Annotated in this window: 24 protein-coding genes; 10 read left to right on the top strand and 14 right to left on the bottom strand. The window is 68.5% G+C overall.

The features are described from left to right. Nucleotides 1–86 precede the first annotated feature (86 nt). The 5 genes from MRBLWO12_RS03955 to MRBLWO12_RS03935 are packed head-to-tail and all read left to right on the top strand — an operon-like array spanning nt 87 to nt 5,029. Nucleotides 87–1,601: an ABC transporter substrate-binding protein gene (locus MRBLWO12_RS03955; protein ID WP_363552909.1), complete on the top strand. Its 1,515-nt coding sequence runs from the start codon at nt 87–89 to the stop codon at nt 1,599–1,601. A 17-nt stretch (nt 1,602–1,618) separates the two neighbouring features. Beyond that, nucleotides 1,619–2,569 (top strand): ABC transporter permease, encoded by a 951-nt coding sequence (locus tag MRBLWO12_RS03950; RefSeq protein WP_363552907.1) that lies wholly within the window; start codon nt 1,619–1,621, stop codon nt 2,567–2,569. Then, nucleotides 2,566–3,435 (top strand): ABC transporter permease, encoded by an 870-nt coding sequence (locus tag MRBLWO12_RS03945; protein WP_363552905.1) that lies wholly within the window; start codon nt 2,566–2,568, stop codon nt 3,433–3,435. Before MRBLWO12_RS03950 ends, MRBLWO12_RS03945 begins: the two co-directional genes overlap by 4 nt. After that, nucleotides 3,432–4,223, top strand: a complete 792-nt coding sequence (locus tag MRBLWO12_RS03940) for an ABC transporter ATP-binding protein (RefSeq protein WP_363552903.1) — start codon at nt 3,432–3,434, stop codon at nt 4,221–4,223. Before MRBLWO12_RS03945 ends, MRBLWO12_RS03940 begins: the two co-directional genes overlap by 4 nt. Beyond that, nucleotides 4,220–5,029: an ABC transporter ATP-binding protein gene (locus MRBLWO12_RS03935; RefSeq protein ID WP_363552901.1), complete on the top strand. Its 810-nt coding sequence runs from the start codon at nt 4,220–4,222 to the stop codon at nt 5,027–5,029. The genes MRBLWO12_RS03940 and MRBLWO12_RS03935 overlap by 4 nt, the downstream gene beginning before the upstream one ends. On the opposite strand, the gene MRBLWO12_RS03930 is transcribed toward MRBLWO12_RS03935, so the two are convergent. From MRBLWO12_RS03930 to MRBLWO12_RS03915, 4 genes are all read right to left on the bottom strand, one after another. Then, nucleotides 5,026–5,997, bottom strand: a complete 972-nt coding sequence (locus tag MRBLWO12_RS03930; RefSeq protein ID WP_363552899.1) for an IS481 family transposase — start codon at nt 5,995–5,997, stop codon at nt 5,026–5,028. The genes MRBLWO12_RS03935 and MRBLWO12_RS03930 overlap by 4 nt on opposite strands. Nucleotides 5,998–6,090: 93 nt before the next feature. Further along, a complete protein-coding gene (locus tag MRBLWO12_RS03925; protein WP_363552897.1) occupies nt 6,091–6,711 on the bottom strand; it encodes a GNAT family N-acetyltransferase in 621 nt (206 codons plus the stop codon). A 9-nt stretch (nt 6,712–6,720) separates the two neighbouring features. Continuing rightward, entirely contained in the window at nt 6,721–7,446 is a 726-nt protein-coding gene (locus MRBLWO12_RS03920) for a uracil-DNA glycosylase (protein ID WP_363552895.1), read from the bottom strand. Between the two features lie 2 nt (nt 7,447–7,448). Next, nucleotides 7,449–8,234 carry an SDR family oxidoreductase gene (locus MRBLWO12_RS03915; protein ID WP_363552893.1) on the bottom strand — a complete coding sequence of 262 codons (786 nt, stop codon included), beginning with the start codon at nt 8,232–8,234 and terminating at the stop codon, nt 7,449–7,451. Nucleotides 8,235–8,381: 147 nt separating this feature from the next. Between MRBLWO12_RS03915 and MRBLWO12_RS03910 the strand changes: the two genes are divergently transcribed. Both MRBLWO12_RS03910 and MRBLWO12_RS03905 read left to right on the top strand, forming a co-directional pair. Next, nucleotides 8,382–9,704 carry a bifunctional o-acetylhomoserine/o-acetylserine sulfhydrylase gene (locus MRBLWO12_RS03910; RefSeq protein WP_363552891.1) on the top strand — a complete coding sequence of 441 codons (1,323 nt, stop codon included), beginning with the start codon at nt 8,382–8,384 and terminating at the stop codon, nt 9,702–9,704. Nucleotides 9,705–9,830: 126 nt separating this feature from the next. Beyond that, nucleotides 9,831–10,796 carry an endonuclease/exonuclease/phosphatase family protein gene (locus MRBLWO12_RS03905; protein WP_363552889.1) on the top strand — a complete coding sequence of 322 codons (966 nt, stop codon included), beginning with the start codon at nt 9,831–9,833 and terminating at the stop codon, nt 10,794–10,796. A gap of 17 nt (nt 10,797–10,813) precedes the next feature. Here MRBLWO12_RS03905 and MRBLWO12_RS03900 read toward each other — a convergent pair whose 3' ends face one another. Next, entirely contained in the window at nt 10,814–11,299 is a 486-nt protein-coding gene (locus MRBLWO12_RS03900) for a hypothetical protein (protein ID WP_363552887.1), read from the bottom strand. A gap of 167 nt (nt 11,300–11,466) precedes the next feature. On the opposite strand from MRBLWO12_RS03900, the gene metX reads away from it, so the two are divergent. Beyond that, the gene (gene metX, locus MRBLWO12_RS03895; protein ID WP_363552885.1) at nt 11,467–12,675 is read left to right on the top strand and encodes a homoserine O-acetyltransferase MetX; all 1,209 of its coding nucleotides are present in this window, start codon (nt 11,467–11,469) and stop codon (nt 12,673–12,675) included. Nucleotides 12,676–12,691: 16 nt separating this feature from the next. Here the strand turns inward: metX and MRBLWO12_RS03890 are convergent, their stop codons facing one another. From MRBLWO12_RS03890 to MRBLWO12_RS03875, 4 genes are read right to left on the bottom strand one after another with little or no spacing between them, the layout of a single operon-like run. Next, on the bottom strand, nt 12,692–13,297 hold the full coding sequence (locus MRBLWO12_RS03890) for an NUDIX hydrolase (RefSeq protein WP_363552883.1): 606 nt from the start codon (nt 13,295–13,297) through the stop codon (nt 12,692–12,694). Nucleotides 13,298–13,306: 9 nt separating this feature from the next. Further along, complete coding sequence (locus MRBLWO12_RS03885) at nt 13,307–14,536, bottom strand: MFS transporter (protein ID WP_363552881.1); 1,230 nt, start codon at nt 14,534–14,536, stop codon at nt 13,307–13,309. Nucleotides 14,537–14,584: 48 nt separating this feature from the next. Next, the gene (locus tag MRBLWO12_RS03880) at nt 14,585–15,373 is read right to left on the bottom strand and encodes a PaaX family transcriptional regulator (RefSeq protein WP_363552879.1); all 789 of its coding nucleotides are present in this window, start codon (nt 15,371–15,373) and stop codon (nt 14,585–14,587) included. Beyond that, nucleotides 15,370–15,963 (bottom strand): GNAT family N-acetyltransferase, encoded by a 594-nt coding sequence (locus MRBLWO12_RS03875; RefSeq protein WP_363552877.1) that lies wholly within the window; start codon nt 15,961–15,963, stop codon nt 15,370–15,372. Before MRBLWO12_RS03875 ends, MRBLWO12_RS03880 begins: the two co-directional genes overlap by 4 nt. Nucleotides 15,964–15,993: 30 nt before the next feature. Here MRBLWO12_RS03875 and MRBLWO12_RS03870 point away from each other — a divergent pair, with 30 nt between their 5' ends. Then, nucleotides 15,994–17,016, top strand: coding sequence for an alpha/beta hydrolase family protein (locus MRBLWO12_RS03870; protein ID WP_363552875.1), 1,023 nt, complete (start codon nt 15,994–15,996; stop codon nt 17,014–17,016). A gap of 18 nt (nt 17,017–17,034) precedes the next feature. On the opposite strand, the gene MRBLWO12_RS03865 is transcribed toward MRBLWO12_RS03870, so the two are convergent. The 3 genes from MRBLWO12_RS03865 to MRBLWO12_RS03855 are packed head-to-tail and all read right to left on the bottom strand — an operon-like array spanning nt 17,035 to nt 19,461. Next, nucleotides 17,035–17,373: a thiamine-binding protein gene (locus MRBLWO12_RS03865; RefSeq protein ID WP_363552873.1), complete on the bottom strand. Its 339-nt coding sequence runs from the start codon at nt 17,371–17,373 to the stop codon at nt 17,035–17,037. A gap of 4 nt (nt 17,374–17,377) precedes the next feature. Beyond that, entirely contained in the window at nt 17,378–18,616 is a 1,239-nt protein-coding gene (locus MRBLWO12_RS03860) for a hypothetical protein (protein ID WP_363552871.1), read from the bottom strand. Beyond that, the gene (locus MRBLWO12_RS03855; RefSeq protein WP_363552869.1) at nt 18,613–19,461 is read right to left on the bottom strand and encodes an NAD(P)H-hydrate dehydratase; all 849 of its coding nucleotides are present in this window, start codon (nt 19,459–19,461) and stop codon (nt 18,613–18,615) included. Before MRBLWO12_RS03855 ends, MRBLWO12_RS03860 begins: the two co-directional genes overlap by 4 nt. Nucleotides 19,462–19,517: 56 nt before the next feature. Between MRBLWO12_RS03855 and MRBLWO12_RS03850 the strand changes: the two genes are divergently transcribed. Continuing rightward, nucleotides 19,518–20,585: an NADH:flavin oxidoreductase/NADH oxidase gene (locus tag MRBLWO12_RS03850; protein ID WP_363552867.1), complete on the top strand. Its 1,068-nt coding sequence runs from the start codon at nt 19,518–19,520 to the stop codon at nt 20,583–20,585. A 75-nt stretch (nt 20,586–20,660) separates the two neighbouring features. Here the strand turns inward: MRBLWO12_RS03850 and MRBLWO12_RS03845 are convergent, their stop codons facing one another. Both MRBLWO12_RS03845 and MRBLWO12_RS03840 read right to left on the bottom strand, forming a co-directional pair. Then, complete coding sequence (locus MRBLWO12_RS03845) at nt 20,661–21,725, bottom strand: hemolysin family protein (protein ID WP_363552865.1); 1,065 nt, start codon at nt 21,723–21,725, stop codon at nt 20,661–20,663. Beyond that, nucleotides 21,722–23,038: a hemolysin family protein gene (locus MRBLWO12_RS03840; RefSeq protein ID WP_363552863.1), complete on the bottom strand. Its 1,317-nt coding sequence runs from the start codon at nt 23,036–23,038 to the stop codon at nt 21,722–21,724. Before MRBLWO12_RS03840 ends, MRBLWO12_RS03845 begins: the two co-directional genes overlap by 4 nt. Nucleotides 23,039–23,094 lie beyond the last annotated feature (56 nt).

Genomic DNA, 23,094 nt, shown 5'->3' with positions numbered 1-23,094 from the left:
TTCCACCTTCTGCTCTCCCCCCGACCACTGATCCCTAGGCTCGACCCACCGGCACACAGCACCTGCCGCACCGAGAGGAAATGTCCATGTTCCGACGAACCCGTCGTCTCGCGCTGATCTCCGCGCTCGCGGCCACAGCCGTGATCCTGAGCGCCTGCTCCGGCACCCCTGAACCGGCCGCCACGTCCACCAGCGCCCCCGACCCCGATGCCATCCTGCAGGTCGGCCTGGTGCTGGAGCCCACCAACCTCGACATCCGCCACACCAGCGGCGCAGCGATCGAACAGATCCTGATCGACAACATCTACGAGGGACTGGTCACCCGCACGCAGGAGAACGAGATCGAGGGCCGCCTGGCTTCCGACTACAAGGTGTCCGACGACGGTCTCACCTACACCTTCACCCTCAACGACGGCATCACCTTCCACGACGGCACCGCACTGACGTCCGCCGATGTGGTCGCCTCGTACGAGACCGTGCGCACCGACGCGACCGTGCAGGGCAACGCGGAGTTCGCCTCCGTCGCGTCGATCACGGCTCCGGACGCGACGACCGTCGAGATCGTGCTCTCCGAGCCGAACCAGAACTTCCTGTTCGCTCTGACCGGTCCCGCCGGGCTCGTCTTCAAGACCGACGACGACGCGACCGACCTCAAGACGGCAGAGAACGGTACAGGACCCTTCACACTGACGCGCTGGAACAAGGGCAGCACGATCACGTTCGCCCGCAACGACGACTACTGGGGCGAGAAGGCCGGAGTGGCAGAGGTCGAGTTCCAGTACATCCCGGACTTCACCGCCGGCGTGAACGCGGCACTGGCCGGAGACGTCCAGGTGCTCACGGCCGTCGACCCGAACCTGGCTTCCCAGCTCGAGGCCGACTTCACCCTGACGAAGGGCCGCACCACCGACAAGGCGACGCTGGCGTTCAACAACAAGAAGGCTCCGCTCGACGATGTGCGCGTGCGCGAGGCGCTCCGGCTGGCGATCGACCACGACGCGTTGATCGAGGCCGTCGGTGCGGGAACCACCCTGTACGGCCCGATCCCCGAGCTCGACCCGGGGTATGAAGACCTCTCCGATGTCATCTCCTACGACCCCGAGAAGGCGAAGGAGCTGCTGGCCGAGGCCGGTCAGGAAGACCTCGAGCTGACGCTCACCATCCCGTCGTTCTACGGCACGACCGTGCCGAAGGTGCTGATCTCCGACTTCAACAAGGTCGGCGTGACCCTCAAGGTCAACTCGGTCGAGTTCCCGACCTGGCTTGAAGACGTGTACACCAACCACGACTACGACCTGAGCTTCGTGCTCCACGTCGAGCCGCGCGACTTCGGCAACTTCGCCAACCCGGACTACTACTTCGGCTACGACAACGCCGAGGTACAGGACCTGTACTCGCAGGCGCAGGCGGAGGTCGACCCCGACAAGTCCGCCGAGCTCCTCGCGAAGGCCGCGCGCATCGTCTCGGAGGACCACGCCGCGGACTGGCTGTACAACGGCGAGACCATCACGGCTGTCAGCCCGACCGTCTCCGGCTTCCCGGAGGACTCGATCAACTCGCGCATCAACCTGGCCGACGTCACCGTGTCGGCCGAGAAGTAAGCAGCGGTCGCCACTTCGTGATCCGCTACGCGCTCGTCCGAGGAGCCCTGCTCATTGCAGGGCTCCTCGTGTCGAGCGTGCTCATCTTCCTCACTCTCCGGGTCTTCCCCGGCGATGTCGCTCAACTGATCGCCGGCACTCAGGCCTCCCCCGCCGAGGTCGAGGCGCTGCGCGAGTCCCTGGGCCTGAACCAGCCGCTGTTCGCGCAGTACACCGACTGGATCGGCGGCATCTTCCGGGGCGACCTCGGCACTTCGCTGCTCTCGGGTGCATCGGTCAGTGAAGAACTGTTCCTCAAGGCGCAGGTCACGGTGCCCCTCGGCATCATGTCGTTGCTCATCGCCGTGCTGATCGCGGTGCCTTTCGGCATCCTCGCCGCGATCCTCCGCGGCCGCCGCGGCGGCACGGCCCTCAGCGTGGGCGCGCAGGCACTGGCCGCTGTCCCTGTCGTCTGGGCGGGCATGATGCTGATCGTCGTGTTCTCCGTCTGGCTGGGCTGGCTGCCGCCGCAGGGCTTTCCGCGCACGGGCTGGTCCACCCCGGGCAAGGCGATCGAATCGCTGCTGCTCCCAGCGCTGACGATCGGCATCGTCGAGGGCGCCATGCTCATGCGCTTCGTACGCAGCGCCACTCTGCAGGCCGCAGGGCAGGACTTCGTCCGCACCGCCGCCGCGAAGGGCCTGACCCGCACACGCGCGCTCATCCAACACGGCATCCCCGCGGTCGGCCTCTCCATCATCACGGTGCTCGGGCTCCAGGTCGCCGGCATCATCGTCGGCTCGGTCGTGATCGAGCAGTTGTTCACACTTCCGGGCATCGGACGCATGCTGGTGGCCGATGTCGGCACCCGCGACCTGATCAAGGTGCAGAGCGAGCTACTTGTGCTGACCGGCTTCGTGCTCGTGGTGGGCTTCCTCGTGGATCTGCTGCACCGGGCGATCGACCCCCGACAGCGGGAGGCCGCATGACCCCCCTCTGGCTCGGCCGACTCTGGCAGACCGCCACGGGACGTTTCGGACTCATCGTCGTCGCCGTCATCGCCGTGACCGCGATCGTGTCGGCATTCTGGACGCCGTTCGATCCGCAGTCCTCCGACATCGGCGACCGCTGGCTGCCGCCGAGCTGGCCGCACCTCCTCGGCACCGACGACACGGGGCGCGACATCCTCAGCCTCATCATGGCCGGCTCTCGCACTGCCGTCTTCGTGAGCGTGGGCGCCGGCATCGTCGCCACCGTGATCGGCATCGCCCTGGCCGCACTCGGCGCCCTCACCACCCGGTGGGTGCGTGAGACCGTCGCGGTGTTCGTCGACATCCTGATCGCCTTCCCCGTGCTGCTGATCGCCATGATGATCTCCTCGGTCTGGGGCGGATCACTGTGGGTCGTCATCTGGGCGGTCGGTATCGGCTTCGGCGTGAACATCGCCCGGGTCACACGACCCGAGCTGCGGCGCGTGCAGCAGAGCGATTTCGTGCTGGCGGCGAAGGCCTCAGGGCTCACCCCGGCGCAGAGCCTCGTGCGGCATCTGCTCCCCAATGTCGCTCCCGTGTTCATCGTTCAGCTGTCGTGGTCGATGGCGGTGGCCGTGCTGGCCGAGGCCGGGCTGTCGTACCTCGGCTTCGGGGCATCAGTGGTCGAGCCGAGCTGGGGCATCCTCCTCGCCGACCTGCAGCGCTACATCGGCGTGCACCCGCTGTCGGTCATCTGGCCCGGCCTCACGATCACGATCACGGTACTCGCGCTGAACCTGCTCGGAGACGGGCTGCGCGAGGCCACCGACCCGACGCTGCGCCACCGTGCGGCCGAGACCCACATCCCGGCGGTGGTCGCATGACACTCTCCGTGCAGGACCTGGTCATCGAGATCGATGGACGCCCGGTCGTCGACGGCATCTCCTTCGAGGTACCGGATGGCGCACGTCTCGGGCTCATCGGCGAATCCGGGTCCGGCAAGTCACTCACGGCACTGGCCGTGCTCGGCCTCCTCCCCGACGGTGCGACCGCGAGCGGCAGCATCCGCTGGAACGGCACAGAGCTGATCGGCATGCCCGACCGCGAGCTGGCCCGACTGCGCGGCGACGACATCGGCATCGTGTTCCAGGAGCCGCGGACCGCGCTCAACCCGATCCGCACCGTCGGACGGCAGATCGCGGAGTCCATCCGCATCCACGAGCGGATCGGTCGACGTGAGGCACGCGAACGGGCGATCGCCGAAGCCGCGCGCGTACGACTGCCCGACCCCGCATCGATCGTGGAGCGCTACCCGCACCAGCTCTCCGGAGGGCAGCGGCAGCGCGTGGCGATCGCGATGGCACTCGCGTGCCGCCCGAAGCTGCTGATCGCCGATGAGCCGACCACCGCGCTCGACGTGACGATCCAGGCTGAGATCCTGTCGCTGCTGCTCTCCCTCGTGGAGGAACAGGGGATGTCGCTGGTGTTCATCACGCACGACCTCGCCGTTCTCGCCCAGGTCGCCACGGAAGGCGTCGTACTGGAGCACGGACGAGTGGTCGAAGCCGCCTCCGTGAAGCACCTGCTCACGGCTCCCACATCGCCGGTCACGCAGGGACTGCTGCGCGACGCCACGGCGACGCTCTGGCGTCCGGACGGAAGTGCACAGTGAGCCTGATCGAAGCACGCGGACTGAGCCGCGATTTCTTCGTGCCCAAGCGGTCGACGTTCGAGCGCACCCGCACGCACACCGCCCTCGCGCCGACCGACCTGGATGTGAGCGAAGGCTCGTCGGTCGGCATCATCGGCGAGTCCGGGTCGGGCAAGTCGACGCTGATCCGTCTGCTGCTGGGCCTCGACCATCCCACCGCCGGCACGGTGAGCGTCGACGGCCGGACGGTGGATGCCACGGCCTCCGCGAAGTCGCTGCACTGGCTGCGCCGGGAGAGCGGGCTGGTGTTCCAGGATCCCTACGCATCCCTCGACCCCCGCATGTCGGCGGGACAGATCGTCGGCGAGCCGCTGTGGGCCCTCGACATCTCGGGCGACCGCCGTGCGCGCGTGCGCGAGGTGCTGGCGCAGGTGGGGCTCGAACCCGAGATGGCTGATCGCTACCCGCACGAGTTCTCCGGCGGGCAGCGCCAGCGGATCGCACTCGCCCGCGCGATCGTGCACCGCCCGCGCATCCTGGTCGGCGATGAACCGCTCTCAGCACTCGACGTGACGGTGCGCGCGCAGATCCTCGAGCTGCTCATCGAACTGCGCCGCACCACCGACCTGACGCTGGTGCTCGTGTCGCACGACATCGGCGTGGTGCAGAACCTGTGTGACACAGTGGTGGTGATGAAGGATGGCGCGATCGTCGAGCGCGGCACCACGCACGACGTACTGCTGCACCCCCAGCACGACTACACCAAGGCACTGCTCTCCGCGATCCCGGTGATCCCCTCAGGCGACTCGGGGAACGCCGCGAGCTAGCTGTATTGACCTCGACCGTTGTTGATTCGGTCGATGGGGGTTTTGCCGTCGATGCCGAGGTGGGCTCTGTCTAGGTTGTAGTAGTCGAGCCAGATGGGCAAGGCAGCTGTGCGTTCGGCGTTCGAGGTATAGGCGCGGGCGTAGGCCCATTCGGTGGCGAGGGTGCGGTTGAGTCTTTCGACTTTCCCATTGGTCCAGGGGCAGTGCGGTTTGATGAACTTCTGGGTGATGCCGTGGGCGTCGAGGACCGCGCGGAACGCGGCCGAGTGCCGGTAGGCGAAGGCGTTGTCGCTGATGACCCGCTCGACGGTGACGCCGAGGGCGGCATAGAACGCAATTGCGCGTTCGAGGACTCCGGCTGCGGTGGTGCCCTTCTCGTCGTCGTGGATCTCGGCGTAAGCGAGGCGGGAGTGGTCATCGATCACGGCATGGATGTAGTCGTAGCCGATCCCACGGCTGCGGACTTTCTCGCTGCGGCCGTGCGCGCGCCATCCGCCTCCGTCTGGGATGCGTCCGAGCTTCTTCACGTCAATATGGATCAACGAGCCGGGATGGTCGTGCTCGTAACGGCGGGCGGAACGCCGCACTGCGCGGATCACGGTCCCGGTGACCGGGTCCGTCTCTCGCAACAGCGGGGTGTGGTGTCGGACCAATACCCGTCCGACGGTCGAGGAATGCATCCCCAGCTTCGCCGCGATGAACACCGGACCGCGACGGGTGAGATGTCGCATGATCCGCACCCGTGTCTCCCGACACGGGCCCGTCCGAGCGGGATGCGACCTGGCGACACTGGACCGGTCAATCAGACCCGCCCGCCCTTCCTCCCGGAACCTGCGCCACCACCGCCACGCGGTCGTGCGGGAGACCCCCATCTCCGCCGCCACATGCGCGACCGCACGCCCGGACTGGATGCGCTGGACCATGATCAATCTGCCGGCCGGAGCCAACCGGGCATTAGCGTGGGACATGAGAGACCTTCGTGTGATCGAACCGGAACCTAGACAGCTCCCACTCGACACCGAAGGTCTCTCCTACGTCAACAATGATCCGGGTCAGTACAGCTAGCGCCCGCGACTCGAGGAGAAGAGCCCGCGGCGCCGACCGCTCGGACGCAACGCGCGTCGCATGTAGACCGTGCCGAGCTCGCGCCCGAACTTGTAGCCGACGCGGCCCATCCGGCCAGCCTCTTCGAAACCGAGCTTGGCGTGCAGGCGGATGGAGGCCTCCGCGCCGCTGTCGCTGATGACGGCGACCATCTCGCGGATGCCGATCTGCTCGCAGGCGTCGATCAACGCCTGCAGCAGGGCGGCTCCGAGCCCCTTGCCCCCAGCGCCAGGGCCGAGGTAGATCGAGTCCTCCACGGTGTAGCGGTAGGCGTTCTTGCCCGCCCACGGCTGCGCCAGCGCGTAGCCCAGCACCACGCCGGCCGGCGAGACGGCGACGAGGAACGGCAGATTCAGCCGCGTGAGCAGCGCGAACTTCTCGCGCCAGTACGGGATGCTGCTGCGCCGCTCGTCGAGAGTGACGGCGGAGTTGCTCACGAAGTGGTTGTAGATCTCGCGGACGTGTGGGAGGTCCGCGGCTCTGACGGGGCGGATCGTGTAGGAGAAGACCTCGACCGGAGCAGCAGGGCGCAGATGACGCGGCAGCACGCGGCGTCGGTCCCCCGGTTCGAACTGCATGCGCCCAGCTTAGGGAACGAGGGGCTCTGAGGGAACGAGCGGCTCCCCCTCCACCCGCCAGTCCACCGGCGCCGCGCCCATGCCCTCGAGCAACGCGTTCGCGCGTGAGAACGGGCGGGAGCCGAAGAACCCGCGGCGGGCCGACAGCGGAGACGGATGCGCCGAGGCGATCACCGGCGTCGCGCCGAGGAGCGGCTGCAGGTTCGCGGCGTCCTTGCCCCACAGGATCGCGACGAGCGGCTGCTCGCGGGCGACGAGGGTGCGGATCGCGTGCTCGGTCACCTTCTCCCAGCCCCAACCGCGATGAGAGCCCGCGACTCCGGGCTGCACCGTGAGCACGCGGTTCAGCAGGAGCACGCCCTGGTCGCTCCACGCGGTGAGGTCTCCGTGCGGGGCCGACGGGATGCCGAGATCGGTCTCGCGCTCCCTGTAGATGTTGCCGAGGCTGCGTGGGAGCGGGCGCACGTCACGGTCGACCGCGAACGACAGCCCGATCGGATGCCCGGGCGTCGGATACGGGTCCTGTCCGGTGATGAGCACCCGCACATCCGCGAGCGGCCGCTGGAACGCACGCAACACGTGGTGCCCCTCCGGAAGATACCCGCGACCGGCCTCCTGCTCCGCCCGCAGACGCTCCCCCAGCGCGGTGATGTCGTCCTGCACCGGAGCCAGGGCCTGAGCCCACCCGGCGTCGATCAGCCCGTCGTCGGCGAGCTCGGCGAGTGTCCGCGCCATCGTCAGTCGATGGAGGAGCGCACGCGCAGGGGCCCGCGCGCGAGGAGGTGCTGGGCGGACTGCGCGACCGGGCGCATCGTGATCAGGTCGAGGTTCACGTGGCCGGGCGACTCCAGCGCGTAGCGGATGACGTCGGCCACATCGTCGGCCAGAAGTGGGGCTTCGACCCCGGAGTAGACGGCCTCGGCGGCGACAGCGTCGCCCCCCAGACGGTTGAGGGTGAACTCCTCGGTGTGCACCATGCCGGGCGCGACCTCGACGACACGGATCGGCTCGCCGTTCAGCTCCTGGCGGAGCACGCGCACCAGCATCGCCTCCGCGGCCTTCGCGGCGTTGTATCCGGCGCCGCCCGCATAGGCGGTCTGCGCGGCGGTCGAGGTGACGAAGATCGTGTCGGCGTGACCGTCGGCCGCCGCGGCACGACGCAACGACGGCAGGAGACCGGCCACGAGACGCTGGGTGGCGAGCACATTGGCGTCGAACATCCACTGCCAATCCTCGATCGAGGCATCCTCGACACGATCGGTGCCGCGGGCACCGCCGGCGACCTGCACGAGCGCGTGCACGGGGCCGGACTTCTCGAGCTCGGCGATGAGCGCGTCGACGGCGTCCGGGTTGGTCAGGTCGCAGGCGATCGCCGATGCCCCGGTCTCGGCGGCGAGCGCGGACAGACGATCCTCTCGTCGCGCGACGCCGACGACGTCCCATCCGCTGGATCGGAGCGCGCGTACCGTCGTCGCACCGATTCCCGAGCTCGCACCTGTCACCACTGCACGTCTGTTGGCCATGCCTCCACCGTACGATGTTCCGCGTCTTTTCGGCGGCTCCCACTGTTACGTCACATTTCCCACCCGTTGTTGACAGGAGGGAATATTACGTACTCTCGCTGAAACGGCATCTGCCATCGACCTTCCACGAGTTCCAGGGGGAACAACATGTCCGCACCCGAGACCTGGCGTTTCGAGACCAAGCAGATCCACTCGGGCGCCGCTCCCGACCCGGTCACGAAGGCTCGCGCCACGCCGATCTACCAGACCACCTCCTACGTGTTCGACAGCGCGGACCACGCGGCGAACCTGTTCGCACTCGCGGAGTTCGGCAACATCTACACCCGCATCCAGAACCCGACGCAGGATGTCCTGGAGCAGCGCCTCGCCGCGCTGGAGGGGGGCACAGGCGCCCTCGTCCTCGCCAGTGGTCAGGCCGCCTCGACCTTCGCGGTGCTGAACATCGCCGAGGCCGGCGACCACTTCGTCGCCTCCAGCTCGATCTACGGCGGCACCTACAACCTCTTCAAGTACACCCTCGCCAAGCTCGGCATCGAGGTCACCTTCGTCGAGAACCAGGACGACCCCGAGGAATGGCGTCGTGCCGTCCGCCCGAACACCAAGCTGTTCTTCGCGGAGACCATCGGCAACCCGCAGATCAACATCCTCGACATCCGCACGGTCGCCGACGTCGCCCACGAGTCCGGTGTGCCGCTCATCGTCGACAACACCATCGCGACCCCGTACCTGATCCGTCCGTTCGAGTTCGGCGCCGACATCGTCGTCCACTCGGTCACCAAGTTCCTCGGCGGCCACGGCACCACCATCGGTGGTGCGATCATCGACGGCGGCTCGTTCGAGTGGTCGAAGAACGTCGAGAAGTTCCCCGGCCTCACGGTTCCGGACCCCTCGTACCACGGCGCCAGCTACACGGCCGCGGTCGGAGACCCGCTCGCGTACATCATCAAGGCCCGCGTGCAGCTGCTGCGCGACCTCGGCTCCGCGATCGCTCCGCAGAGCGCCTGGAACCTCATCCAGGGCATCGAGACGCTGTCGCTGCGCATCGAGCGCCACGTGCAGAACGCTCAGGAGATCGCCGAGTGGCTCGACAACCGTGACGACGTCGCGACGGTCAACTACTCCGGCCTGCCCTCCTCGCCCTGGTACGCGAAGGCGAACGAGTACGCCCCCAAGGGCGTCGGCGCCGTGCTGTCGTTCGAGCTCAAGGGCGGCGTGGAGGCCGGTCGCGAGTTCGTCAACAGCCTCTCGCTGTTCAGCCACCTCGCCAACATCGGTGACGTGCGCTCGCTCGTCATCCACCCGGCGTCCACCACGCACGCCCAGCTGACCCCGGAGCAGCAGCTCACCGCGGGCGTCACCCCCGGTCTCGTGCGTCTCTCGGTGGGTATCGAGAACATCGAAGACCTCAAGGCCGACCTCGACCAGGCCCTCGCCGCGGCTCGCCGCGTCACGGAGGCCGCTCGCGCCTGAGTCTCCTCCTCAGAGAGCAGAGATGCCCCGGGCCTTCGCGGTCCGGGGCATCTCTGCGTCCGTGCCGCTCGCACCCTGTCGTCCGGTGCGCGCCACTCGGCTGTCGCACAGCCGATCCCGCCGAGAATGGAAGCTCACCACGAGGAGAGCACGATCGACACGCACCTGCCGCAGCAGCGCTCCCCGAAGCGGCTGAAGACGCGGCGCGCGCGGCAGCTGGCGGTCGCCGCCATGATCCTGCTCCTCGCTGTCGTGTGCAGTTGGATCCCCGGCGTGATCGGCACAGCCGGTGCCGCCGTCCTCCCATGGCTCGGACTCGGTCTGCTCGCCGTGCTGATCACCGCCGTGCTCGTCGCTCGCCGGCTCATCGTGCTGACACTCGTCCCTGTCCTCGTCTGGATCCTGGCGATGGCGCCGTCGTTTCCGGGGCTCCCGGTCGCAGGGGCGGACGGAACGACCCCGATCACGGTGTCAAGCCAGAACGTGCGCGCGCAGTCCGGCGGTGCAGCAGCATCGGCCGCCGAACTCGCAGACAACGGTGCCGACGTCGTCGCCCTCACCGAGCTCGACGGCGAGAGCCTCTCCGCTGCCCGCGAGGCGCTCTCCGACGATTACCCCCACTCGTCCGCTGTGGGCACGGTGGGGATCTGGAGCAAGTACCCGATCACCGATGCCGAACCGCTGTCCCTCGGCCTCGGCTGGAAACGCGCGCTGCGCGTCGAGGTGCAGACCCCGACCACGCCGCTCGCCGTCTACGTCCTGCATGCCGCCTCGGTGCGCCCAGGGCATCAGCAGGACCGCGACACCATGCTGGCGGGTCTCGCTGAGGCGGTCGCAGCCGACCCCGCCACTGCCCTGATCACCGTCGGGGACTTCAACGCGACCTCCGCCGACCCCGCGCTGTCGGCGATCCGCGCGCAGGCCGACTGGGTACGTCCGACCGATGGATCCCTCGGGTTCACATGGCCGGCGGCGTTCCCGCTCGCCCGCATCGACCAGGTCTTCGTGCGCGGTCTCTCTGTACTCTCGTCGACCACGATCCGCGCCGGGAACAGCGACCATCTGGCCACGGTGACCTCGATCGCACCCTGAGGGTCACCCGGCAGGCGTCAGGATGCGAGCCGCGAGGCGACCGAGACGCGATACGCGCCGGGTTCGCCGGCACTGTCCAGTTCGATCATGAAGCCGATCTCCGTCGTCGTCACGTCGAACGTCACGCTCCCAGGGCAGCTCAGCCGCGCGGTCGCATCCTGCCGACGATCCGTCTGGTCGAATCGGACGTCGACCTCGGCGGCACCGGCGCATTCGACCGCGACGACGTAGGCTCCGGGCGCCGCGCTCCGGTGCGACCAGCCGACGGGGGCGATGCCCCTGCCTGTGCCGAACGAGCCCCGCATGGCGCCCACCGCGTCATGCTCGGAGACCGGTGACGCGATCGCATCGTAGTAGCCCTCGTAGTCGTCCCCAGCGACAACGACGACAGGGCCGCTCGCCTCGCGGGACTCGGGGGCGGCGACGAGCGGCGAGCATCCCGCCACAGCGACGGTCGCCCCGACCATCACTCCGGCGGCGGCCGCTCTCGTCATCCGTCGCATGGCCCGAGCGTAGCGGACGCGCGTGCGCCCCTCACCGCAGGAAACGCCCGGGACGGCTATGGCACGACCAAGGTTTTCTGCCTCTGACCCGGGCAACTCCGCGACATCGTGCGCGCCCGCACCGTAACGTTCGGCTGATCGCCGTCCTGCCAGGCGAGAATGGAGACATGGACTGGCAGACGACCTCCGAGGACACGGTGCCATCGGCACCCGTGACGGAGGCCGATGTGCGCCTGCTGCGCGCGCGCCCTCCCGCCACGGGAGCGTGGCGTGACGGCGACCCGATCGGCGGGCGACACTTCGCCTCGTTCGGGGCGTTCCGCACCGAGAGCGGCACCGAGCTCCCCGGCATCCGCCTCGCCTACGAGACCTGGGGCGAGCTGAACGAGGCACGGGACAACGCTGTGCTCGTGTTGCATGCCCTCACCGGCGACAGCCACGTACGCGGTCCTGCCGGTGCCGGACACCCCACTGCCGGCTGGTGGGAGGATCTCACCGGTCCCGGTGCTCCCCTCGACACCGACCGCTGGTTCCTGATCGCCCCCAACATGCTCGGCGGATGCCAGGGCTCCACGGGTCCGGCCAGCATCGCCCCCGACGGCTACGAGTGGGCCTCGCGGTTCCCCTATCTGACGATCCGCGATCAGGTCGCCGCCCAGGTCCAGCTCGCCGACGCACTCGGGATCGACCGGTGGGCCGCGGTGATCGGCGGTTCCATGGGCGGCATGCACGCTGTGGAATGGGCGGCGACGCATCCGGAGCGCGTCGAGCGTCTCGCTGTGCTGTCGTCTCCCCCGGTGACGACGGCCGACCAGATCGCCCTCAACACGGTGCAGATCGGCACGATCCGCATGGACCCGCGGTTCCAGGGTGGCGAGTACTACGACCTCAGTGACGGAGAGGGTCCGCACCGCGGCCTCGCCCTCGCTCGTCGCATGGCGCTGCTGAACTACCGCAGCCCGATCGAGCTCAACCAGCGCTTCCAGCGCTCGTGGCAGTCGGATGTGTCGCCCCTGGGCCACGGCGGCCGGTTCGCGGTCGAGTCGTACCTCGACTTCCACGGCAACAAGTTCACCCGACGCTTCGACGCGAACAGCTACATCACGCTCGTCGAGGCGATGAACTCCCACGACGTGGGGCGCGACCGCGGCGGCGTCGAAGAGGCTCTGCACGCAGTCACCGCCACCACGCTCGTGCTCGGGATCGACAGCGACCGCCTCTTCCCGGTCGACGGCCAGCATCGGATCGCCCGCAGCATCCCGAACACCCTCGACGGCAACGAGGCCGTGGTGCTCGCGAGCGACTTCGGCCACGACGGCTTTCTCATCGAGAGCGAAGCGGTCGGCGCGCACCTGCGTCGCCTGCTCGACAGCTGACAACGGAGGTCGCGGCTCAGGCCGACACGAATCTCCAGGGCAGGCGGGTGGCGTCGAGCCGCCCCTGCGCCCATTCGAACACGCGACCCGCGTCGTGCACCCGCGTCTGGAACAGTTCTGCGGTCCCTGCCGAGGCCAGAGCGGACTCGACGTCCTCGAAGGCGGCGAGCCGGTGCAGGGTGACCCACGTCGGCGGGAAGAGCGTCCAGACGCCGGTCGCATGCCGCTCGAGAGCCACTGCCGGGCTGACCCACTCGATCTCACTCACCTCGTCGGCCGATGGCGATGCCTGCTGGCCCGAGGCTGCCGCGAGGAAGAACCAGGTGCGGATGCGCGTCGGCGCTTCGCGCGGCGGCTGCCACTGCGACAGCACCACGAGTTCGTCGGCGTCGATCCCGACCTCCTCGAAGGTCTCGCGGATGCCCGCGCGGCGCGCGTCCTCGCTCTCGGGCGCTCCTGGTCTCCGGTCGATGGCCTCCACCTTGCCGCCGGGGAAGACCCATGCTCCGGCGAACGATCCTCTGTCTGGTCGGCGCATCACGAGCACCTCGACTCCCGCCGCCGCAGGGCGCAACAGGATGACGGTGCCGGCGACGGGCAGAGACTCTTCGGGGTCGCTCACCCCGTCACTCTACGACGCGACCAGCACCGGAGCCGCAGGTCGACGCGCTTCGATCCGGTATGACAGCAGCGCGATCAGCAGTCCCGCGATCGCCAGAGCTGCGCCTGTCCAGGCCGGCGCGGTGAAACCCCATCCGAGGGCGATGACGACGCCACCCAAGAACGCCCCGAGGCTGTTACCGATGTTGAGGGCGGAGTGGTTCATCGCTGCGGCGATCGACTGGTTGTCGCCGGCGACGTCCATGAGCCGTGTCTGGATCGTCGGGCTGAGCACCGACGAGACGAAGCCGACGATCAGCACGACGAGGCTCAGTGTCACGATCCAGAACGACAGCACGGCGAGCAGCGCGAACACGACCGCCATCGCCGCGAGCCCATACAGGAGGGTGCGGCGCAGATCGATGTCGGCCAGGTGTCCGCCGACCAGGTTTCCCGCCGTCATCCCGAGGCCCATGAGCACGAGCACGATCGGCACCACCCACTCGGGCGATCCGGCGACCTCGGTCACGAGAGGTGCGATGTAGCTGTAGACGGCGAAGAATCCGCCGAAGCCGATCGCACCGACACCGAGCGTGAACCATACCTGACGGATGCGGAACACTCCGAGCTCCTGACGCATCGTGCGTCCGGGCTCGCCAGGGTGCTTCGGCACGAAGAACGTGATGCAGAGCGTGGCGAGAGCGAACACGAGGGCGACGACGGCGAAGGCCGCGCGCCAGCCGAGCTCCTGGCCGAGATACGTGCCCAACGGCACTCCGACCACGTTCGCGACGGTGAGGCCGGTGAGGATGAAGGCCACGCCCTTGGCGCGGTTGCCCGGGCCCATCACATCGGCCGCGACCAGCGCGCCGATGCCGAAGTAGGCACCGTGCGGCAGCCCGGCGAGGAACCGAGAGATCCCGACCAGTTCGAACGTCGGAAGAACCACGGTGAGCGCGTTGAAGACGGTCAGCGCGAGAGCGAGCACGATCATCACGCGGTGCCGCGGATAGCGCGCCACGAAACCGGCGATGGTGGGCGCACCGATCACGACGCCGAGCGCGTACAGCGAGATCAACCAGCCGGCCTGGCTGAGAGCGTCCTCCTGGCTGGTCGCCGAGAGCGCGGGAAGGAGGTCGGATGCGATGTTGGGCAGCAAGCCCATGATCACGAACTCGGTCATGCCGATTCCGAAGCTGCCGATGGCGAGAGAGAGGAGCGCCCTCTTCGCCGCACCCCTCGATTCAGTCGAGGGATTCACCTGACCATGCTACCGGTCGTCGGCGCGCGCGATCTCGCTGAGCATCTCTCACTCCGGCAGCCAGCCCCGGAATACCGAGCGCGCGCCGTCGCTGTCGTTCAGCTGATTCCAGCGCTCGAGCCATCGCCGCCGCAGGCGCACCGGCTCCCAGTGCCCCGCTCGCAGCTCGGTCGGGATGAGCGGGTCGTCTCTCAGCGCCTTCTCCAGCGCATCGGCGAGGCGGAGCCGCCGAGCGAGCGGGGTGAGGCTCTCCGATGCCGCGTCGAGAGCCTGAGCGAGCGGGGCGTAGCCGTCGATGATCCCCTGCGCCGGCCAGAGCGACTCGACGATCTCCTGAGGATCGTCGAGTCCGCGCAGAGTGAGGTTCTCGGCTTCGGCCACCACGAGGTACGGGCTGATATCCGGTGAGAGAAGCGGAGTGAGGTCGTGGGGAGTGACGTAGAGACCCGTCGAGCACGATGCCGCGCCCAGACTCACGATGTCCCGACGGAATGTATCGCGGACCGCACGCCGGGACTCGGGAGCGCTGATCGCGAGAAGCCGCCAGAGCCCATCCCAGGGCGCCGCGCCGGAATCTTGAGCGAACACGAGCCGGACCGCGGCGCGGTCTCCGGAGAGGCGGTCCCTCCCCGCCTCGGTGAGTTCCAGTCGACCAGAGCGTCCGCGTCCGCGTTGGGCGATCTCGCCCGCCGCCACGAGGCGCCGCACGGTCAGCCTGACGGGTTGATCCTCGATCCCGATCTCGTTCGCCGTGTCGTAGATCAGCGAGAGATCAGCCTCCCCGTCGAATGGCAGAAATGCCTCGACGAGCGTACGGGGGGATATCTTCTCCGTCACGAGACGAGCGCCTTTCGCATCACGGTGTACCCGTCGAAGCCATACACCAGCCCCAGCACTCCCAACGCACCCGTTGAGACCGGTACGAAACCGCGACGGGTGTAGAGCGCCTTGGCACGCGGATTGCCGTCGACGACGGACAAGCCTACCGACGCCATACCCCGTTCACGCGCATGGGCTTCGGCCGCATCGAGGAGCGTGGTGCCGATACCGGTTCCTCGCTGGTCGTGGTGCACGCAGATCCCATCCAGGACGAGCACCCCCGCCTCGTCGTCGCGTGCAAGCAGCGACAGGACGAGAGATGCACGGAGAGCCTGACCCACCGACAGAATCCCGCGCATCGCCGCCCAGGTCATCGCCACTGCGCCGGCTCCGTCCTCGTGGAACCCGCACACGCCGGAGACGGATCCCGCGGCCGAACGGGCGACGAGCATCCGCTCCGAGCGCAGGGACGCCTGCACGACGCGGAGCCCCGTCTGGGAGTCCGCGAACGCGGGACGAAGCTTTCGTCGGAACGCCTCCCAGTAGAGCGCCCCGACCTGCATCCGCTCGGATTCATCGAACCCGAGTGTGATTCGCTCCGTTCCCATACCGCCATTTCTATCAGATAGAGTACGTTCGTGCGAAAAAAGATAATAACTCGGCGGCGCATCATCACTCTCGGCATAGTGGTCGCCCTGGTGCTGGCAGCGATCGGAGTCGCTGCGGTGGGAAACGAGTATCGCTTCACTCAGACTGCCGTGCAGATCCCGCTCCCCCAGGGACACCTCGACGGAGTGCTGACTCTTCCTCGCGACGCCCCGGCGCGAGGCCTGGTCGTCATGGTGCACGGTGACGGTGCTGTCGACGCGACCCAAGAGGGGCTGTATTCGCCGTGGTTCGAGGGCGCCGCGGATGCAGGGTTCGCGACACTGTCGTGGAGCAAACCGGGGGTCGGCGGATCGACCGGGAACTGGCTGGACCAGTCGATGCAAGACCGTGCCGCCGAAGTGAATGCCGCCATCGACTGGGCACGTGCGCAGAGCGACATTCCCGCAGATCGGATCGTCCTGTGGGGAGCCAGCCAAGCAGGATGGGTGATCCCCGCCGTCGTGGCCTCGCGTGACGACATCGATGGGATGGCCATGGTCGGCACCGCCATCAACTGGCTCTCGCAGGGGCGGTTCAATCTGATGGCGGAACTCGACCACGCCGGCGCCACCGAAGCCGAGCGCGAGCTGGCCATCGCCGAGAGTGATGCCGTACGCGGACTCCTCGCAGAGGACACCGGCTTCGATCAGTACCTCGCCACCACGACCGATGACCCCCCGATGACTGCGGATCGGTGGGCGTTCGTGGCGCGCAACATGGACGCCGACGCCACGGCGGATCTGCACCGCGCCTCGACTCGGGGCATCCCTGTGCTCCTCCTCGCCGGCACGCACGATCGCAATGTCGACATGGCCGAGACCGAACAGGTCTATCGCGACATCTTCGGTGACGCACTATCGGTCCAGCACATCGATTCGGTCCACTCCATGGCCAGGCCGATCGTCGACGACAACGCCGCCGTCGGAATCCTTGTCGGCACGTTCTGGCCGCGAGCGCTGCTGGCGCCGGGCGTGATCGACCGATACACCGGATTCCTCGACGGGATCCAGTGACGTGGAATGCGTGCTCGATCAGCCGATGTTCTCGCCAGGGTCCGCGATCGCCTGTTCCAGCCGCTCGATCTTGGCGTCAAGCTCACCCGAGTAGCCGGGACGGATGTCGGCCTTGAGCACCAGCGACACTCGCGAACCGAACGGCATGACCGCCTCCGTCGCGCGCTTGACGACATCCATCACGGTGTCCCAGTCCGGGCCTTCGATCTCGGTGAACATGCTCGTCGTGCGGTGAGCCAGACCCGACTCGCGCACGACCTTGACGGCTGCGGCGACGGCATCGTGCACGGAGTCGTCGGTACGTTCCCGCCCTTCGGCAGGGGTTCCGCTGGGGGCGACGGAGAAGGCGATCAGCATGGTTTCACTCCTGATGGTGGGTGGTGCGGATGGCGGGCACACGCACGAGTGCGCGGATGCCGACGATGAGAAGGACGATGAGGAGGAGGTTGCGCAGTGTCAGGACGAGGACAGGCAGCAGTTCCGCGGCGAGCAGAGCGTCGTAGCTGAGCGGGTACACGAGGCAGGTGAGAGCGCAGAGCACGAGCACCAGCACAGCGGGCACGCGCGCCCTTGCCGAGTCCAGCACCAGCCAGATCACCACCGGTGCGATCAGCCAGGTCTGGAACTGCGGGGACCCGACCTTGTTCGTGACGATGAGCACGGCGACGAGCGACAGGGCCAGCGGCGGGAACAACCGCGGGAAGGACGCACCGCGCAGCATCTTCACGGCTCCGAGGGCGGTGATCGCGAGCACCGCGACCACCATCAGCGGGGTGAGCAGCGTCTGCACGGCGTCCACCCCGACGGCGGATATCTGGAAGGTGAGGATCTCGAAGCTGTACTCGATGCGCGCGGTACCCGCTACGGCGAGCCAGAGGAACGGCGTCGCCGCGACCGCCTCGATCTGCAGACCCCGTCCTGTCTGCTCGGTGAGGAAGCCGAGGAGCTCGTTGTCGGCCCCCAGCAGCACCAGCAGCACCATGACGCCGGCCGTCACAGCGGCGGCGGCGATCAGCACCCGCAATCGCGCGCGCGCCGCGACGACGGCGGCGATGACCAGGGCGCCGGGCCAGATCTTGATCCATGCCCCGATCGTGAGCAACGCGGCGGCGAGCGCGGGTCGCGTCGCCAGCCAGAGTCCGCCGATCACAGCGATCGGCACCGTGATCGCGTCGATACGGTACAGCGCGATCGGACCGAGGAGCAGCAGAGCGGCGCACCAGAACCAGGCGGCCGTGATGCGCGGACGTGAGGGAGATCGGCCGAGCAGCACCGCGAATGCAAGAGCATCGAGGGCGGTCACCAGAACGGCCCACGCGACCAGGTACGCACCGGACACCCCGAGCAGGGGCACCAGTGGCATCGACAGCCCCTTGGCGAGGAGCATCGGCACGAGAGCGAGCTGCGGATACACCCAGGTCTCGGTGACACCCACGATCGCGCCCCCACCCAGTGCCGACGTCGCCCAGGGTTCGTAGACGAGCACGACATCGCCCATGGGTTGACTGGGGTAGATCCATCCGACCCAGGCGGTGAGCAGGTGCACGGCGAGGAAGACGATCCACAGCGCCGCGAGACGCGCGGTGTTCAGGCGCGTCATGCGAGCAGGTCCGCGATCGCGCTCGGCAGGGCCTCCGCGACGTCCATCGCGACGATCGGATGCCCCGGTCCTCGGCGTTCACCGGCTCCTGCCGCATCAGCCGCCAGTCGACCGGCGTAGCCGTGCAGCCAGGCCGCAGCGGCGGCGGCTTCGGCGAGCGGCGCGTGCGGGTTCGCGGCGAGCAGAGCCCCGAGCACCCCGCCCAGCACATCTCCGCTGCCGGCGGTCGCCAACCATCCGGTACCGGCGGAGATCTCGATCACACGCCCGTCCACATCGGCGACCAGCGTGCGCGCCCCCTTGAGCAGCACGGTTCCGCCCAGTCTCGCGGCGACGTCGGCGGCGGCCTGCGCGCGCTGCGTGTCGTCGGACGGCGCGAGTCGCAGCTGCGCCCGCAACCGCGCGAACTCCCCCGCGTGCGGGGTGACCACGAATGGCGCTGCGCTCCCGGTAGCGAGATCGAGCGCGCCGGCATCGACCACGACGCGCGCGGACCCGGCGAGGATCTGCCGCAGCGCCGCGCTCTCGTCGTCGGACCGCGCCGAGGGGTCCGTACCGGAGCCGATCACCCACGTGTCGATCCGCGTGCGACCGGTATCGGCGCCGACGACCGTCTCCGGACGCCTGGCGATCACCGCGTCCGCTGCACGCCCCTCGCCCACGTACCGGACGAAGCCCGCACCGGCGCGCCACGCCGCCTCGACACCCAGCACTGCTGCTCCCGGGTACAGGGCAGACCCCGTGCGCAGGGCCACCACGCCGCGCGAGTACTTGTCATCGCCTGACGACGGCACCCGCAGGAATCGGGCGGTATCGCTGCGGGACCACTCGCGCACCTCGACCATGACTCCACGTTAGCCGGACGGCCCTCGTGACACTCACCGCGGAGTACCGTCGAACGGTGAGCATCCTCTTCTCTCCGCTGCGCATCCGATCCGTCACCTTCCGCAACCGCCTCTGGGTCTCCCCCATGTGCATGTACAGCGCCGTGGACGGCGTCGTACAGGAATGGCATCACACGCACCTCGCCCAGTTCGCCTCAGGCGGCGCCGGGCTGATCATCGCCGAGGCGACGGCGGTCGTGGCGGAAGGACGGATATCCCCGAGGGACGTCGGCCTGTGGAACGACGAGCAGCGCGACGCGTGGGTTCCGATCGTGCAGGCGATCCATGACCGTGGCGCGGTCGCCGGCGTGCAGCTCGCGCATGCGGGTCGCAAGGCGTCGACGTGGTGGCCCTGGGCCGAGGGCTCGGGGTCGGTGCCTGCTGCCGAGGGCGGGTGGACGACGACCGCACCGTCCGACATCGCGTACGAGGGCTTCGCCGCTCCGGTCGCGCTCGACGCCGCCGGCATCGAGCGGATCGTCGATGCGTTCGCCGCCGCGGCCCGCCGCGCCCTCGATGCCGGATTCGACGTGCTCGAGCTGCACGGCGCACACGGCTACCTCCTCCACCAGTTCCTCTCGCCGCTGTCGAACCTCCGCGCAGACGAGTACGGCGGCTCTCTCGAGAACCGGGCCCGGTTGCTCCTGCGCGTCGTGGACGCGGTGCGGGCGACGGCCGGAGAGGGGGTTCCGTTGTTCGTGCGCATCTCCGCCACCGACCACGCCGAGGGCGGCTTCACCCCCGAGGAGGCCGCGACTGTCGGCGCCTGGGCGGAGCAGCACGGTGCGGATCTGATCGACGTCTCCAGCGGAGGCCTGGTCGCGCACCAGCAGATCAGCGTGTTCCCCGGCTACCAGGTGCCGCTCGCCGAGACCGTGCGCCAGGGCGGTCGGATCCCCGTCTCGGCCGTCGGGTTGATCACCGCAGCAGCACAGGCCGAGCAGGTGCTGGCCGACGGGGCGGCCGATGCGATCTTCGCCGGGCGCGAATGGCTGCGCGACCCGCACTTCGCGCTCCGCGCCGCCCACGAGCTCGGTGCCGAGGTCACGTGGCCGCCGCAGTACGAACGCGCGCACTGGCGCTGAGCCGCCGCATGCGACGCCACAGGCCGCCGGCTCCCTGAGGAGCCTGCGGCCTGTGCGTGGAAGCGGTATCAGCGGTCAGTAGTGTCCGCGCACGCGCCGCGTGGCGTCCTGCACCTCGCCGACGAGTTCCTCCAGGATGTCCTCGAGGAACAGCACCGCCGTCGTCTGCCCCGCGGCGTCGCGCACCTTCGCCAGATGACGTCCTGCCCGGCGCATCACCGCGAGAGCATCCTCGAGGTCGGTGTCCTCCTGGACGGGCACCATGTGGTGGATGCGCTTGGCGGGGATCGGCTGGATCATCTTCGTCTCGGCATCCACGCCTTCAGAGGCACGCAGGATGTCCTTGAGGTGCACGTACCCGATCGGCACCGCATCCGCGTCGACGATCACGTAGCGCGAGAACCCGTACCGCGCGACCGCCTTCTCGATGTCGTCCGGCGTGGTCGACTGCGGCAGCGTCACGAGATCGCTCAGCGGCACGGCGACGTCCCGCGCCTTCTTGTCGGTGAACTCGACCGCCGCGGCCACTGTTCCGGCGGTGTCCATCAGGACACCCTCGCGGCGGGACTGGTTGACGATCGTCGCCACCTCGTCGAGCGTGAAGGTCGAGGCGGCCTCGTTCTTCGGCTCCACGCGGAACAGCCGCAGCACGCCGTTCGCCGCCGCATTGAGCGCCCAGATCACCGGCATGAACACCTTCGACACCCACACGAGCGGTGTCGCGAGGATCAGCACCGCACGATCGGGCACCGAGAATGCGAGGTTCTTCGGCACCATCTCACCGAACACCACGTGCAGGAACGAGACGATCAGCAGGGCGATCACGAACGACACGGCATCCACCGCGCCGTCGGGCCAGCCGAACGCGTGCAGCGGCACGGCGAGCAGGTGGTGGATGGCGGGTTCGGAGACGTTGAGGATCAGCAGTGAGCAGATCGTGATGCCCAACTGCGAGGTCGCGAGCATGAGCGTCGCGTGCTCCATCGCGTACAGGGCGGTCTTCGCCGCACGCGAACCCTGCTCGGCGCGCGGTTCGATCTGCGAACGCCGTGCGGAGATCACTGCGAACTCGGCGCCGACGAAGAAGGCGTTGGCCACGAGCAGCACGACCAACCAGGCGAGTCCTCCCCAGTCGCTCATCGGGGGTCCACCTCTCCTGGCTGATCCGGACTGGGAACGTACCTGATGCGGTCGACGCGTCGTCCGTCCATGCGGACCACCTGCAGCACGCCGCTGTCGACGGAGACCTCGTCTCCGACGGCGGGCACCCGCTCCAACACGCTCATGACGTAGCCGCCCACCGTGTCGTACACCTCGCCCTCCGGCACTTCGACCCCGGCGCGCTGACGCAGCTCATCCGGGCGGAGCTCGCCGGGGAACGTGACACCGTCACGGCCTCGGATGACGCCGGCGCGGGTGCGGTCGTGCTCGTCGGCGACCTCACCCACCAGCTCCTCGATCAGATCCTCCAAAGTCACCAGACCCGCGGTTCCGCCGTACTCGTCGACGACCACGGCGAGTTGATAGCCGCGAGCCCGGAGCTCCGAGATGAGGGCGTCGACGTGCACCGTCTCGGGCACACGCAGCGGCTCGGTCGAGAGGGCTCCCACCGGTACCTCAGTGCGGCGATCGCGCGGCACCGAGATGGCGGCTTTGAGATGAACGACACCGGTGATGTCGTCGAGATCGTCGTCGTACACCGGGAAGCGGCTGTGACCGGTGCGCCGGGCGAGCTGGATGACGTCATCTGCCGAGTCCCCCGCCGCGATCGCGTGCATGCTCGGGCGGGCGGTCATGACATCGGCCGCGGTGAGGCGGGAGAAGGTCAGCGTGCGGTCGAGCAACGTGGCCGTGTCGGCCTCGAGCATTCCTGCACTCGCCGAACGGCGCACCAACGATGAGAGCTCTTCGGCACTGCGTGCACCGGAGAGCTCCTCCTTCGGCTCGATGCCCATGCTCCGGAGCACGCCGTTGGCGCTCCCGTTGAGCACGACCACGGCCGGCTTGAAGACGGTGGTGAAGGCGATCTGGAACGGGATGACGAGCTTCGCGGTGGCCAGAGGCAGCGCGAGGGCGAAGTTCTTCGGGACGAGCTCACCGAGGATCATCGACAGGACGGTCGCGACCAGCATCGCCACGATCGTCGCGATCGGTGAGACCGCTGCCTCCGGCAGGTTCCAGGCGATCAGCGTCGGACGCAGCAGGTTCGAGAGGGCCGGCTCCATCGTGTATCCCGTCAGCAGCGTGGTCAGCGTGATACCGAGCTGCGCCGATGACAGGTGCGTGGAGGTGTGCTTGAGAGCGCTGATGGTCAGCGCGAGTCGGGATTCTCCGCGCGACTGCCGCGCCTCGAGTTCCGCGCGGTCGAGATTGACCAGCGCGAACTCGCTCGCGACGAAGAGGCCGGTGCCGACCGTGAGCAGGAGCCCCACGCCCAACATGATGTAGTCCATCAGTGGTTCCTCTCCGGTGAGAGAGGCGGACAGTGGGGCGAAGTACTGCAACTGGG

The organism is Microbacterium sp. LWO12-1.2 (genome assembly GCF_040675875.1).
Taxonomy (GTDB): domain Bacteria; phylum Actinomycetota; class Actinomycetes; order Actinomycetales; family Microbacteriaceae; genus Microbacterium.
Note: the sequence above shows the minus strand (reverse complement) of the source record. Positions and strands in the feature narration are given on the sequence as shown.